The sequence below is a fragment of the Streptomyces sp. NPDC107528 genome, assembly GCF_055639295.1.
Map to the genome: position 1 here is coordinate 102,211 of NZ_JBVKAV010000016.1, position 13,247 is coordinate 115,457.

At 70.4% G+C, this 13,247-nt stretch carries 11 protein-coding genes, 1 tRNA gene and 1 pseudogene; 3 read left to right on the top strand and 10 right to left on the bottom strand.

Going from position 1 to position 13,247, the window contains the following annotated elements; all coding sequences use genetic code 11:
- Nucleotides 1-47: 47 nt before the first annotated feature.
- The 8 genes and pseudogenes from ACZ7L5_RS40030 to ACZ7L5_RS40065 all read right to left on the bottom strand — a co-directional run bounded on the left by ACZ7L5_RS40030 (nt 48) and on the right by ACZ7L5_RS40065 (nt 6,410).
- Nucleotides 48-652 (bottom strand): annotated as a pseudogene (locus ACZ7L5_RS40030) (LPXTG cell wall anchor domain-containing protein).
- A 3-nt stretch (nt 653-655) separates the two neighbouring features.
- Nucleotides 656-1,144: a hypothetical protein gene (locus ACZ7L5_RS40035; protein ID WP_471523432.1), complete on the bottom strand. Its 489-nt coding sequence runs from the start codon at nt 1,142-1,144 to the stop codon at nt 656-658.
- 65 nt (nt 1,145-1,209) lie between these two features.
- Nucleotides 1,210-1,812, bottom strand: coding sequence for an aminoacyl-tRNA hydrolase (gene pth, locus ACZ7L5_RS40040; RefSeq protein ID WP_328881134.1), 603 nt, complete (start codon nt 1,810-1,812; stop codon nt 1,210-1,212).
- 190 nt (nt 1,813-2,002) lie between these two features.
- Nucleotides 2,003-2,602, bottom strand: coding sequence for a 50S ribosomal protein L25/general stress protein Ctc (locus tag ACZ7L5_RS40045; RefSeq protein WP_471523435.1), 600 nt, complete (start codon nt 2,600-2,602; stop codon nt 2,003-2,005).
- Between the two features lie 170 nt (nt 2,603-2,772).
- Nucleotides 2,773-3,753 carry a ribose-phosphate diphosphokinase gene (locus ACZ7L5_RS40050; RefSeq protein WP_328881136.1) on the bottom strand — a complete coding sequence of 327 codons (981 nt, stop codon included), beginning with the start codon at nt 3,751-3,753 and terminating at the stop codon, nt 2,773-2,775.
- 133 nt (nt 3,754-3,886) lie between these two features.
- Nucleotides 3,887-5,335: a bifunctional UDP-N-acetylglucosamine diphosphorylase/glucosamine-1-phosphate N-acetyltransferase GlmU gene (glmU, locus tag ACZ7L5_RS40055; RefSeq protein WP_328881137.1), complete on the bottom strand. Its 1,449-nt coding sequence runs from the start codon at nt 5,333-5,335 to the stop codon at nt 3,887-3,889.
- Nucleotides 5,336-5,459: 124 nt separating this feature from the next.
- Nucleotides 5,460-5,535: transfer RNA gene (locus ACZ7L5_RS40060), tRNA-Gln, on the bottom strand.
- A 14-nt stretch (nt 5,536-5,549) separates the two neighbouring features.
- Nucleotides 5,550-6,410 (bottom strand): hypothetical protein, encoded by an 861-nt coding sequence (locus ACZ7L5_RS40065; RefSeq protein ID WP_471523436.1) that lies wholly within the window; start codon nt 6,408-6,410, stop codon nt 5,550-5,552.
- 167 nt (nt 6,411-6,577) lie between these two features.
- On the opposite strand from ACZ7L5_RS40065, the gene ACZ7L5_RS40070 reads away from it, so the two are divergent.
- Nucleotides 6,578-7,930, top strand: a complete 1,353-nt coding sequence (locus tag ACZ7L5_RS40070) for a sensor histidine kinase (protein ID WP_471523438.1) — start codon at nt 6,578-6,580, stop codon at nt 7,928-7,930.
- A gap of 51 nt (nt 7,931-7,981) precedes the next feature.
- Here ACZ7L5_RS40070 and ACZ7L5_RS40075 read toward each other — a convergent pair whose 3' ends face one another.
- Both ACZ7L5_RS40075 and ACZ7L5_RS40080 read right to left on the bottom strand, forming a co-directional pair.
- A complete protein-coding gene (locus tag ACZ7L5_RS40075; RefSeq protein ID WP_328881139.1) occupies nt 7,982-8,476 on the bottom strand; it encodes an SUKH-3 domain-containing protein in 495 nt (164 codons plus the stop codon).
- Between the two features lie 96 nt (nt 8,477-8,572).
- Nucleotides 8,573-9,097 carry a YwqJ-related putative deaminase gene (locus ACZ7L5_RS40080; protein ID WP_471523440.1) on the bottom strand — a complete coding sequence of 175 codons (525 nt, stop codon included), beginning with the start codon at nt 9,095-9,097 and terminating at the stop codon, nt 8,573-8,575.
- A 308-nt stretch (nt 9,098-9,405) separates the two neighbouring features.
- Between ACZ7L5_RS40080 and ACZ7L5_RS40085 the strand changes: the two genes are divergently transcribed.
- Nucleotides 9,406-10,431, top strand: a complete 1,026-nt coding sequence (locus ACZ7L5_RS40085) for an SMI1/KNR4 family protein (protein ID WP_467479903.1) — start codon at nt 9,406-9,408, stop codon at nt 10,429-10,431.
- 8 nt (nt 10,432-10,439) lie between these two features.
- On the top strand, nt 10,440-13,232 hold the full coding sequence (locus ACZ7L5_RS40090; protein WP_471523442.1) for an SUKH-4 family immunity protein: 2,793 nt from the start codon (nt 10,440-10,442) through the stop codon (nt 13,230-13,232).
- The last annotated feature ends 15 nt before the right edge of the window (nt 13,233-13,247 follow it).

A 13,247-nucleotide genomic window follows, 5' to 3' on the forward strand; every position in this document is an offset into this window, starting at 1 on the left:
CTCGTACGAAGAGCACGGGGGCACCGTTCGTTTCACCGCCGTGGCGGTCAGGCCCCGCGACGCCGGAACACCATGTACCCGCCCGCACCCAGCAGCGCCGCGGCGGCCGCGGACAGCAGGCCCACCGGCGCGCCGTTCCCGGTCTCGGCGAGGTCGCCCTCGGTGCCGCCCTGCGGAGACGGGGACGACGACGGGACGGCGGCCGGTTCGGTCGAGTCGCCCGGCGTGGGCGTGTTGTCGCCGCCCTGCCCCTCGTCCTCGCAGTCCGTCCAGAACACCTTGTGCTTGGCGGACCCCTTCTCGCCCTCGAAGTTCCAGAACAGCTTGTAGTGCCCGTCGGGCAGCGTCATGTCCGCGGTCCGGCCATGACCCTCGCCGTCCAGGGTGATCGCACCTGACTTCACGGTCTCGCCCTTGACGGCGGCCGTCGGGGCCCAGGCATCGATGTGCCAGGAGACCTGCTGGACGCTGTCGAAACCGAAGGCGTCCACGTAGAACTCGCACACGTGCGGCCGTTCTTGCGCAGTTCCTCGCCAGTGGAGGCGTCATGGATCTTGACGGTCCCGTTGTCGCCGGGAGCTGTGGCGTGGGCGGCGGCCGGAGCGGACAGCAACGCGGCCGCGGCGACGGCGGACAGTGGAGAACGGCACACACCTCAGACCGTCACGAACGCCGCCGTCAGCAGCGCGACCCCCGACCCCGCCATCACCCACGCCAGCCGCGTCCGACGCAGCCCGCCCGCGACCACGACCGAGGCCAGCAACAGCGCTCCGCCCAGCGGAACCCAGGAGTACAGGACCCCCGCGGGTCCGGACCGCACGACGGAGTCACCGCCCGGCTTGATCACGACCGTGTACGTCTGCCCCTTGCGCACGGCCACGTTCTTCTCGATGACGACCGATTCGCGCGGCTGCGACCCCGCCGAGATCGGCGTGTACGGCCCGCTGCAGGAGTCCGCACCACACCGGGTCACCTCGATCGTGCCGCTCTCCCGGCCCTTCGTGAGCATCACATGCTGAGCGCTGCCCCACGACGCCCACACACCCGCGATCAGAATCAGCACCGCGACCGTACCCATCGCCGCGAGCCGTCCGAACCGCAGCGCGGTGAAAGCGCCCTGACTGGAGACAACGGCAGAAGGCATGGCCGCGATCCTTGGCCATGCCCCTACTGCCGGTCAACCTGGGCCTGTTCGCCCGGGCGGACAAGTCAGGAGTTGTACGTGCTTTGCGCCCGCTCCAGCCCCTCGATCACCAGAGCCTCCACCGCATCCGACGCCCGGTCCACGAAGTAGTCCAGCTCCTTGCGCTCCGCCGCCGAGAAGTCCTTCAGCACGAAGTCCGCGACCGGCATACGTCCTGGCGGCCGCCCGATCCCGAACCGCACCCGGTGGTACTCCGGCCCCATCGCCTTCGTCATCGACTTGAGCCCGTTGTGCCCGTTGTCCCCGCCGCCCAGCTTCAACCGCAGCGTGCCGAAGTCGATGTCCAACTCGTCATGAACGGCGACGATATTGCCCACCGGCACCTTGTAGAAGTCCCGAAGAGCGTTCAACGGACCGCCCGAGAGATTCATGTACGACATCGGCTTCGCCACGATCACCCGCCGGTTCAACGGCCCCGGCGGCCCGATCCGCCCCTCGACGACCTGCGCCTGAGCCCTGCCGGCCCGCTTGAACTTCCCCCCGATCCGCTCCGCGAGCAGATCCACCACCATGAACCCGACGTTGTGCCGGTTCCTGGCGTACTCCGGTCCGGGATTGCCGAGGCCGGCGATCAGCCAAGGGGCGCTCGGGTCGGTCGTCACGTCCATGTCTCCTTGCTGTGCTTTCCCGGGGAATAACCCCCGGACCCTGAGCAGAAACGCCGGTCCGCCGGGATGACCGGCGCGGATACTGCCAGGCAAGCTTGAGTGATACACGCCAGCCGCTGCCCCCATCGGGAAACAGCGGCTGACGAACCGATGACAGAGCCGAGGATCAGGCCCCTGCCAGAGCTGAGGATCAGGCCTCGGCGACTTCCTCGCCCTCGGCGGCCTCGTCGCCCTCCGGGGCCTCCTCGGCCTGCGCGGCCAGGACCTGCAGGACGACAGTGTCGTCCTCGACGGCCAGCGTGGTGCCCTTCGGCAGCGTGATGTCCTTGGCCAGGACGGAGGCGCCGGCCTCCAGGCCCTCGACAGACACGGTGAAGGACTCGGGGATGTGCGTGGCCTCGGCCTCGACCGGAAGCGCGTTCAGTACGTGCTCCAGCAGGTTGCCGCCGGCGGCGAGCTCGCCCTCGGCGTGGACCGGGACCTCGACGGTGACCTTCTCGCCGCGCTTGACCAGCAGCAGGTCGACGTGCTCCAGGAAGCCCTTGATCGGGTCACGCTGCACGGACTTCGGGATGGCAAGCTCGTTGGTCTTGCCGTCGATGTCCAGGGCGATCAGGACGTTCGGCGTACGCAGGGCGAGCAGCAGGTCGTGGCCCGGAAGGGTCAGGTGCAGCGGGTCGGAACCGTGGCCGTACAGAACACCGGGAACCTTGGAGTCACGACGGATACGACGGGCGGCACCCTTGCCGAACTCGGTGCGGGTGGCGGCGGAGATCTTGACCTCGGACATGATCACTCCTCGTAGAACTGGAGACGGACGTGGTCACCCGGCCACGAACGGCCTGCTACGAAGAGCGCGTCGATAACGGATCGCCGACACCTGCGCGAACAGGTACGGCCTCCCTCGCCGAGCAACTGAAGCAGTCTACGCGGACAGGGAGGCCGTTCCCAAAAGGATCTCTACTGCTCGTCGAACAGGCTCGTCACCGAACCGTCCTCGAACACCTCACGCACCGCACTCGCGATCGTCGGCGCGATCGACAGCACCGTCAGCTTGTCCAGGTCACGGCTCAGCTCACCCGGCGTCGGCAGCGTGTTCGTGAACACGAACTCACTCACCCGCGAGTTCTTCAGCCGGTCCGCCGCCGGACCCGACAGCACACCGTGCGTCGCCGTCACGATGACGTCCTCGGCGCCGTGCGCGAACAGCGCGTCGGCCGCGGCACAGATCGTCCCACCGGTGTCGATCATGTCGTCGACCAGCACACACACCCGGCCCTTGACCTCACCCACGACCTCGTGGACCGTCACCTGGTTCGCCACGTCCTTGTCGCGACGCTTGTGCACGATCGCGAGCGGCGCACCCAGCCGGTCGCACCACCGGTCGGCCACCCGCACACGCCCCGCGTCGGGAGACACGACTGTCAGCTTCTCCCGGTCGACCTTCCGGCCCACGTAGTCCGCGAGGAGCGGCAGGGCGAAGAGGTGGTCGACGGGACCGTCGAAGAAACCCTGGATCTGGTCGGTGTGCAGGTCCACGGTCAGAATGCGGTCCGCACCCGCCGTCTTCATCAGGTCCGCGATCAGACGCGCCGAAATGGGTTCACGGCCACGGTGCTTCTTGTCCTGACGCGCGTAACCGTAGAACGGCACAATCACAGTGATGGAGCGCGCCGACGCACGCTTCAGCGCGTCGATCATGATCAGCTGCTCCATGATCCACTGATTGATCGGAGCCGTGTGGCTCTGGATCACAAAGCAGTCCGCACCACGCGCCGACTCCTGATAGCGGACGTAGATCTCACCGTTCGCGAAGTCGAAGGCCTTCGTCGGGACAACCCCGACATCCAGCTGCTGGGCGACCTCCTCGGCAAGCTCGGGGTGGGCGCGGCCGGAGAAGAACATCAACTTCTTCTCGCCGGTCGTCTTGATCCCGGTCACAGCACTGTCTCCTCAGAGGTGTCTCAGCTGCCTGTAGAGCGACCTCGGCTGGGCATGGTGGAGGCCGTCTCAGCTGGTGGGGTGCGGGTGTGCACTTATCACGGTACGCCGTGTTTGACGCACGTGTTTCCGGTCAGCCCTCGCCGTCCTCCTGGCGAGACGCCGCCTCAGCCGCCTTCGCGGCCGCACTGCCCGGACGCTTACGGGCCACCCAACCCTCGATATTCCGCTGCTGACCGCGGGCCACAGCCAGCGAACCGGGCGGCACGTCCTTCGTGATCACGGACCCGGCCGCCGTATAGGCACCGTCCCCGACCGTGACAGGCGCCACAAACATGTTGTCCGAGCCGGTGCGGCAGTGCGAGCCGACCGTCGTGTGGTGTTTGTCCTGTCCGTCGTAGTTCACGAAGACACTCGCGGCGCCGATGTTCGTGTACTCGCCGATCGTCGCGTCACCCACGTAAGAGAGGTGAGGCACTTTCGTCCCCTCACCGATCGAGGCGTTCTTCGTCTCGACGTACGTGCCGATCTTGCCCTTGGCGCCCAGCCGCGTCCCCGGCCGCAGATACGCGAACGGCCCCACCGTCGCGTTCGCGCCCACATGCGCACCCTCGGACACCGTGTTGTCCACGCGGGCACCCGCGTCGACACGCGTGTCCTTCAGCCGGCTGTTGGGGCCGACCTCCGCGCCCTCGCCGAGATGGGTGGACCCCTGCAACTGCGTACCCGGCAGGACGACGGCATCCTGCTCGAACGTGACGGTCACATCGACCCAGGTCGTCGCGGGGTCCACGACGGTGACGCCGGCGAGCATCGCGTCGGTCAGCAGCCGGTCGTTGAGAATCCGGCGGGCCTCGGACAACTGCACACGGTTGTTGATCCCGGCGATCTCACGGTGATCGCCCGCCACGGAGGCGCCCACGCGATGACCGGCCTCGCGGAGGATCCCGAGCACGTCGGTCAGGTACTCCTCGCCCTGCGAGTTGTCCGTACGGACCTTCCCGAGAGCGTCGGCGAGCAGCTGCCCGTCGAAGGCGAACACACCCGAGTTGATCTCCCGGATCGCCCGCTGCGACTCGCTCGCGTCCTTGTGCTCCACGATGGCCGTCACCGCACCCGAGGCGCCGTCGCGCACGATCCGCCCGTACCCGGTCGCGTCCGGGACCTCGGCGGTCAGCACCGTCACGGCGTTGCCGTCGGCGGAGTGGGTGGCGGCGAGGTGGGTCAGGGTCTCGCCGGTCAGAAGGGGAGTGTCGCCGCAGACGACCACCACGGTCCCGTCGACCGCCCCGCCGAGCTCCTCCAGGGCCATCCGTACGGCGTGGCCGGTGCCGTTCTGCTCCGCCTGTACGGCGGTGCGTACGCCGGGGTCGATCTCACCGAGGTGCGCGGAGACCTTCTCGCGGGCGTGCCCCACGACCACGACCAGGTTCTCGGGCTGCAACTCACGCGCGGCGGCGAGCACATGACCCACGAGGCTGCGTCCGCAGATCTCGTGCAGGACCTTCGGTGTGGCCGACTTCATACGGGTGCCCTCACCCGCTGCGAGAACGACGACGGCTGCCGGGCGAATGGCGCTCACGGGATGCCCTTCGGCTGTGGAGGGGGTGGGGGTGACATCCGCAGGATACCGGGGTGTTTCGTGGGGGACATGGGAGCGGGCCCTGACTTGGCTGTCAGAGCCCGAACCGAGGTCTTGTGTGCTGTGGCTCCCCCGCAAGGATTCGAACCTTGTCCTGCTGGTACCAAAAACCAGTGTGCTGCCAGTTACACCACGGGGGACAGCGATTCAGACCTTACCGGAGGCGGGATTGTGCGTGGGACACGATGCCGCCCCACCAGCCTTCGATGCGGTTGTACAAGTCGGCGCTGCGCGCCACGGCGATGACCAGGCAGCCGTGGTAGTCGTCGCCGACGTTCTTGCGGACCGTCTTCGGGTTGTGCTTCTTGATCGTTGGTTTCGCGAAGACGGAGACGTCGATGTCGGTGATCTCCGCCCAGAACCGGTGAGCGGCGTCGACATCCGCAGACTCGTGGATGAGCAGGCGGAAGCGCAGGCGCTCCCGGTCCACATCGAGCAGGTCCAGCCAGGCAAGGTAGGTCTGGATCACGCCTGGGTCGCTGTTGACGAAGACCGCGCGCTCTCGGCGGTCGTAGGGCTTGCTCTTGGAGCCTTCGGCCCAGTACAGAGCGACTCCTGTCAAAAACAGCTCGCGGTCCGTGAGCTCGTCGACCTCCCGGCGAGCTCCGAGCTTGGCCCTCTTTCGCTCCTCGTTGTCCACCGCACGCCGCTTTGCCAGCCCTTCCTGCATGAGGGCCCGTCGTTCGTCCGGCGTGTAGCGAGGCTTGGGCCTTGGCAGGTCCCTCACCCACAGCGACACCGAACTGCGCGAGCACCCCAACGCTGCCTCGATCTGGTCGTACGTGCAGCCCTGAAGCCGTAGCTCCCGTGCCCTCTCCCTCAGGTCGTCCTTCGCGTTCGGCCTCTTCGTCCACTCTGGCGGAGGCTCCCCTTTGACCAGCTGGTTGAGGATGTCGTTGTTGAAGATCTTCAGCTCGTCGCGGATCTGCCGAAGGCTGTAGCCCTGCCGCCGCAGCGCCACCGCCCGCTCCCGCAGCCCTTCGAAATCGGCGTACTTGCCAGACGAATGTGCCATGCGCACATCGTTCGGGCGGAATGATCCCCTCCAGGGTCGAACGGTGTGCGATTCAGCAGTTCGAGGGATACCGGGTCGTTTCGCTTACGTTCGGTTACGGAGTGTGGTGTAGGCCAGTCCACAAAAGTCGCCGGAAAACCACGGCTGCCCGCCCGTAGGCTGGAGGCATGACCACGACGGGGGAAGAGCAGGCCGGGGAACCGCCACCGGGGGCGGGGCCATGGTGGTGGGGCAGGTTGCGCAGTGCCGTGCTGGACGTGAGTCTGGCCGTCGCGTCCGCGCTGGAGTGCGGAGCGGAGGGGGTTCGGTTCGCGCGGGATGCCGGTATTCCGGTGGCCGCGGGGGTCGTGTTCGGGGTTCTGGCCGGGTCGGTGCTCCTGGTGCGGCGCCGGTGGCCGATAGCCGTGGTGCTCGTGTCCATCGCCGTCATGCCCGCCCAGATGGGCATCCTGCTGGGCATCGTCGGCCTCTACACCCTGGCCGCGACCGAGCTGCCGCGGCGGATCATCGCGTCGCTCGCGGGGATGTCGTTCGTCGGGATGCTGATCGTGACGTTCGTGTGGGTGCGGCAGGACGTGGCACGGGGGAATCTGACCTTCGGGGACTGGGTGATTCCGTTCGCGTCGGTCACCACAGCTCTCGGTGTGACGGCGCCTCCGCTGCTGCTCGGGCTGTATGTGGGCGCCCGGCGGCGGCTGATGGAGAGCCTGCGGGAGCGGGCGGACAGTCTGGAGCGGGAGCTTCAGTTGCTCGCGGAGCGGGCGGAGGAGCGTGCCGAATGGGCGCGGAACGAGGAGCGCACCCGGATCGCGCGGGAGATGCATGACGTCGTCGCGCATCGGGTGAGCCTGATGGTGGTGCATGCGGCGGCGCTCCAGGCCGTGGCGCGGAAGGATCCCGAGAAGGCCGTGAAGAACGCCGCGCTCGTGGGGGACATGGGGCGGCAGGCGTTGACCGAGTTGCGGGAGATGCTCGGGGTGCTGCGCAGCGGGGCTGCCGTGCGGCAGCCTTCGGATGTGGACCGGCCTCGGGGCGCTGCCGTACCGCTTGCCGCTGTCGGGGCCGCTGCCGCGGCGGCGGCCGATCGGGGGCGGGGTGTCGGCGGGGACGAGGTCGGCGCCGAGGGGCCTTGTCTGTCGGAGTTGGACGAGCTGATCGAGCAGTCGGCCGCGGCGGGGATGGTGGTGGATCTGTCCGTGGAGGGGGACTCGCGGGCGTATGCGCCGAAGATCGAGCAGACGGCGTTCCGGGTGGTGCAGGAGGCGTTGACGAACGTCCACAAGCACGCGGCGGGCGCGAAGACGCATGTACGGCTCGCGCACCGGGTGTCGGAGATCGCGATGCAGGTGGAGAACGAGCCGCCGCCGGAGCTGTCGTCGGCGTCGCTGGCCCGGCTGCCGTCGGGGGGCAACGGCCTGGTGGGGATGAAGGAACGGGTCGCGGCGCTCGGCGGGGTGTTCGTGTCGGGGCCGACGGATGCGGGGGGTTTCCGGGTGTCTGCGGTGATTCCGGCGGCGTAGCCGCAGTCCACGGTCGCTGGGCCCTGTGGCCGTCGCGGCCGGTGCCGTGTGTCAGCCCGCTGTGAGCCGTGCCGGTTCTATGCCGGCGACGAGGCCGGCGAGAGCCTGGTCGATATCGGGGCCGAGGTACCAGTCGCCGGTGTGGTCGAGGGCGTAGATACGGCCTTCGGTGTCGATGGCGAGGAGCGCCTCGGTGTCGGTTTCGGCGCCGAGGGGGCAGACCTCGGTGTCGAGGGCGCGGCCGAGGTCGCCGAGGGTGCGGGCCATGTGCAGGCCGTGCAGCGGGTCGAAGTGGAGGGCGGCGGGGGCGACCTGGCGGCCGGGGCCCGTGGGTGCGAGGTGGAGGCCGCCGAATTCGGCCCACGCTTCCACGGCGGCGGGGAAGACGGCGTGGCGGTGGCCGGCCGGTGAGGTGTGTTCGCGCAGGGTGTCGGCCCAGATCTCCGCTTGCTTGATGTCCCAGCGTCCGGGTTGCCAGCCGGCGGCGCGCAGGGCGGCGTCGACGGGGACGGGGAAACGGGTGGTGGAGGTGCGGTCGGTGTGCATCTGCCCTTCGTTCGTCGGTGCCTATGGGATGTGCGGGATGTGCGGGATGTGCGGGTGTGGTGGGGGGTGGGTCGGCGGTCTGTTGCGGGAGTCGGGTCAGCCGTCTGTCGCTGACGGGTCGACGACGCGGACGCCGAAGTGGGCGCTGAGGGCGGTGCAGGCGCGACACGGGGTGGCGAAGCTGCCGTGCAGGGGGTCGCCGTCCTCGCGGATACGGCGGGCGGTCAGTTTGGCCTGTTTGAGGGCTTTGCGGGCTTCGCCGTTGGTCATGGGTTTGCGCGCGGCACGTTTGCTGCGGGTCGCGTCGGCCGCGGCGATGTGGCGTGAGATCAGGATCGTCTCGGCGCAGCGGCCGGTGAAGCGGTCGCGCTGTCCGCTGGTGAGGGTGTCGAGGAAGTCCTGGACGAGGTGGTGCAGTGCGGGGGGCTGGTCGCCGCGGGCCGCGGTGCCGGTGAGGGTTTCGCCGCGGACGGAGAGGGCGGCGGCGACGGTGGGGAGTATGCCGTCGCGGCGGTGGCGGAGGGCGGGCGCGTGGGGGTTCTCGGTGGCGCTCCAGCCGATGCGGGGGTCGCCGGACCTGGCGGCGGGTTGGCCTGTCTGCGTCGCGTTCATCTTCATCATCCCCTCCCGAGCATCCCCCGGGCATGCTCTCGGACGTCACAGAGTGCCAAACGGCGTGGCAGGTGCGGAAGCTGGGGCGCCGCGACACGCCCGGGTTTGGGCGGGCTGTCACGGCAGGGTGACGGCTGGTCACGGAAGCGGAGGGGGTCACAACCGGCGCCGGTGACCGGTGTCGTCGTACCGCATAGGCTGTCGGCACCGCTTTCCATGCGGTGACGCTTGGATGGGGACGAGACAGGTGATACAGGGCGTTGTGACCGAGAGTGGTCATGGCGGACCGTATCTGAACGCCGCAGGGGGCAACCGCCATGACGACAGGTCGGCTCGGGCTGGGGGCACCTCCCGGCCGCCAGGCCGGGGGACACGCCGCGCCGCCGAACGCGGCCTACGCCGGGCAGGTCGTGAATTTCCCGGATCCGGTTCGCGCGTCGCGTCACCCGAGAGGAGTACGGGTGGACGAGCGTGGTCACCCCGACTTCTCCCCGTATGCGCGCGCGGCGGTGGAGATCGCCGAGCCGCCGGAGGGCTTCGGCGTCGACGAGTTGCGGCTGACGGACTATGTGTCGGCGAACGCCGCGCTGGCGGCGTCGCGGCACGAGTTGTGGGACACGGTGCCGGCGGTGGCGACGCCGCACGGCTGGACGTGGCACCACGTGGTGGGTTCGCGGCGGCTGGAGCTGGTTCCGGTCGAGGTGAAGGCGTTGCTGCGGCATCACGGCGGTATCGCGACGTCGACGGTGGACCATCACAAGCGGGGGACACGGCCGTTGCAGGAGACGCGGCCGGCGCACTTCCGGCTGCCCAAGTCGGGTGTGGCGGTGACGGAGGCGCAGGCGCTGGGTGTCGAGGAGGATCTCGGGTACCGGCTGCCGGGCGCGTATCGGTCGTTCCTGAAGGCGGCTGGCGGGTGCGCCCCGGTGGGCACGGCGCTGGACGCGGAGTTGGGCCTGCTGGTCGACCAGCCGCTGTTCACGGTGCGGGACGAGGCCGCGGTCAATGACCTGGTCTACGTCAACAAGTGTCTGCGCGACCATCTGACCAAGGACTACCTGGGTGTCGGGTTCGTGCAGGGCGGGTTGCTGGCCGTGAAGGTGAAGGGCGACCGGCTGGGTTCGGTGTGGTTCTGCGCGTACGACGACGCGCGGGACGCCGATCCTTCGTGGTCGCCGGCGGAGCGTGTGGAGCGACTGCTGATGCCGTGCGGTGAGGACTTCGACGCGTTTCTGTCCCGGCTGGCGGGTTCTCCGCCGGAGTTGGAGACGGTGGCGAATCTGATGGTGGACGGTGGGTTCGCGCGTGTGGTGCCCGTCGCTGCCGCGGCTGTGGGGGAGTGAGCTTCGCGATGGTGACGTTCGCGCAGGCGCAGGAGCGTGCGGAAGAGTGGATCAACGGCGAGGTGCCGGCGTACCAGCATCGTGAGGTGCGGGTACGGGAGTTCGGGCTCGGGTTCGTGGTGTGGGCCGAGGACCGTGCGGACGGGCCGCGTTCGGACGGCGGCGCACAGCGGCTGGTGATCGCCCGGGACAGCGGGGAGGCCACGCTGTGGCCGGCGCTGCCGGTGGGCGAGGTGATCCGTCGGTACGAGGAGGAGTACGGCCGTGAGGACGCGGCTGCGGCACCGACGCCGGCGGCTCCGGCGCGGGTGGATCTGAATCAGACGTCGTTCCTCCTGACCCCGCCCGAGTGGTTGCAGGAGGCAGCGGACCGGATAGGGGTTCCGGACCGGCGGGACGGGGGTTCGGGCTCCGGTTCGGGCTCGGCTTCGATTTCGGACTTCGACACCGGTGCGGTCGCCGGTACGTCGAGTGCCGGGTCGTTGCCCGAGACGCAGGGCGGGGTGCCCGTGGGCGCCGCGTCCTCGTCGACTCCTCAGCGGAGGGAGCCCGGGGTGCCCGAGGGGGCGACTCCCTGGGCCGGTACGGACACCAACGCCGATCCCGGTGAGGACCGTTCGGTGCCGCTGCCGGAGACGGTGTTCGCGCCGCCGCTGAGCGGTGACGACGCCACGCCGTCCGACGCCAAGACGGCACTGATGTCGGGCGGCAGCCAGCTTCCGAAGACCGCGGTCTCGCCGGCGCTGGACGGTTCCGACACGCCGGGCGCGACGCCTCCGCCGCAGGAGGCTCCTTCGTACGGGTACCCGCAGGGTCCGGGTACGCCGGGCGTCCCCGCGCCCGGTGCCACGCCGCCGCCTGCGCCCTCCTACGGCTACCCGCAGGGTGCTCCGCAGGCTCCGGGTGCGCCCGGGCGGTCGCTCGCGCCCAACGCCGGGGACATCGCCGATGCCGCGACGAGCAAGGCGGCGCCTCCTCGCGCGCGGGGTGGGGCCACGCCACCGCCTCCGCCGGGTGCTCCGGGTACGCCGGGTGCTCCGGGTACGCCGGCAGGCGGGTACGTTCCGACGCAGATGGTGCCGGGGCTCGGCCCCGACGGGCCTGCGGGTGCTGCCGGCGGGCCCGGCATTCCGCAGCCGCCCGGTGCCCCGGGTGCGCCCGGTATGCCCGGCGCGCCGCAGCCTCCGGGCGCCCCCAACCCGCCCGGCACGCCTGGCGGTACGCCCCCGGGCGGTGTGCACCATGCCGCGACCGTGCTGGCCGACCCGAGCCAGATGGGCGGCGCTCCGCAGCCACCGGGACCGCCTGGACTCCCTGGGGCGCCTGGTGCGCCCAATCCGCCCGGTCTTCCCAACCCGCCCGGTGCTCCGGGCGCTCCGGGTATGCCGGGTGCTCCGCAGCCTCCGGGTGCCCCTGGCGCGCCAGGCGCCCCGGGTGCCCCCGGCGGCGCTCGCGATGGTGTTCACCACGCGGAGACGGTGCTGGCCGCGCCCCCGGTGGGCGGACCCGGTGTGCCGCCTCCGCCGTCCGCGCCCGGCGCGCCGCAGCCGCCCGGAGCTCCGGGCATGCCGCCGGGTGCCCCGGGTACGCCACCCGGAGCTCATGGGGTGCCGCCGGGTGCCCCCGGTACGCCGCCGGGCGGACCCGGCATGCCGCCCGGCGCTCCGGGCATGGCCCCCGGCGCCCCGGGTATGCCGCCGCCCGGCGCCCTGGGTACTCCGCCCGGCGCCCCCCAACCCCCGATGCCGCCCGGCGCGATCCCCCCGCCCGGTCAGCCCGGTCCGGGTCAGCCTCCGGCGTACGGCTACCCCCAGCCGCCCGCCGGTCAGCCGACCGTGGGCCCCGGCTACCAGGCCGTTCTCCGTTACCGTGCGCAGGACGGGTCGGAGCAGCAGCTCATCCGGCGTTCGGCGCCGGGCACGCCGCATCCGGAGTGGCAGATCTTCCACGAGCTGCGGGGCATGAACGTGCCCCCGGACCAGGTGCTGGAGCTGCACACGGAGTTGGAGTCGTGTGAGCTGCCGGGCGCGTACTGCGCGCGGATGATCCGGGAGCAGTGGCCGCAGGCGCGGATCACGTCGATCGCGCCGTACGGCACGGATCATGCGAGCCGGCAGCAGGGCATGCAGCAGCTGATCGCCCATCAGGGCGAGCTGCACCAGGTGGCCGACGGGCCCGCCCGGCCGGCGCCGGTGCGTGTCCCGGTGCAGCCGGTCCAGCCGGTGCCGCCGATTCCGCCGGAGGGCGTGGCGCAGGAGCTGGCGGGCGCGTTCGGGCCGGGGCTCTTCCGGTTCGAGCAGGCCGCCGTGTCCCGGCAGGGCGTGCCGCCGGTCGTGGCGCACTGCCTGGTGGTCGGTGGTCTGCCGATGGACACGGGTCCGTTCTTCTGGGCGCAGGCCCAGCCGGGGCGGCCCGTTCCGACGCTGGCCGAACTGGCGCAGGAGCGCGGGGTGCAGCCGGCGTCGGACGCGGGGTCGTACCTGGTGATGGGCAGCGACTTCGGCAAGGCGATCTGTGTGCAGTACGGCACGGCGAACATCGTCGCCGTGCCCGTGGAGGCGGGCCCGGGCGGCGCGCCCGTACCGCCGCAGTTCGTGAACACGGGCCTGCTCGAGTTCCAGCGCTGCCTGGCGCTGCTGGGCCGGATGTGGCGTCTTCGCTTCGGCCTGAACCAGGAGCAGGCGGGTCGTTGGACCGTCGACTTCCAGGCCCAGCTCGCCGCGCTCGACCCTGCGGCGCTCGGGTCGCCCGAGAGCTGGTGGTCGGTGTTGCTGGAGCAGATGTGGGACGGGCTGTTGTGACGCCCCGCGGCTGCC

Excerpts from the sequence above, each read along its gene's own strand:
- ACZ7L5_RS40035 (WP_471523432.1), bottom strand. The coding sequence starts at position 1,144 with ATGCCTTCTGCCGTTGTCTCCAGTCAGGGCGCTTTCACCGCGCTGCGG.
- pth (WP_328881134.1), bottom strand. The coding sequence starts at position 1,812 with ATGGACGTGACGACCGACCCGAGCGCCCCTTGGCTGATCGCCGGCCTC.
- ACZ7L5_RS40045 (WP_471523435.1), bottom strand. The coding sequence starts at position 2,602 with ATGTCCGAGGTCAAGATCTCCGCCGCCACCCGCACCGAGTTCGGCAAG.
- ACZ7L5_RS40065 (WP_471523436.1), bottom strand. The coding sequence starts at position 6,410 with ATGGCACATTCGTCTGGCAAGTACGCCGATTTCGAAGGGCTGCGGGAG.
- ACZ7L5_RS40070 (WP_471523438.1), top strand. The coding sequence starts at position 6,578 with ATGACCACGACGGGGGAAGAGCAGGCCGGGGAACCGCCACCGGGGGCG.
- ACZ7L5_RS40075 (WP_328881139.1), bottom strand. The coding sequence starts at position 8,476 with ATGCACACCGACCGCACCTCCACCACCCGTTTCCCCGTCCCCGTCGAC.
- ACZ7L5_RS40080 (WP_471523440.1), bottom strand. The coding sequence starts at position 9,097 with ATGATGAAGATGAACGCGACGCAGACAGGCCAACCCGCCGCCAGGTCC.
- ACZ7L5_RS40085 (WP_467479903.1), top strand. The coding sequence starts at position 9,406 with ATGACGACAGGTCGGCTCGGGCTGGGGGCACCTCCCGGCCGCCAGGCC.
- ACZ7L5_RS40090 (WP_471523442.1), top strand. The coding sequence starts at position 10,440 with ATGGTGACGTTCGCGCAGGCGCAGGAGCGTGCGGAAGAGTGGATCAAC.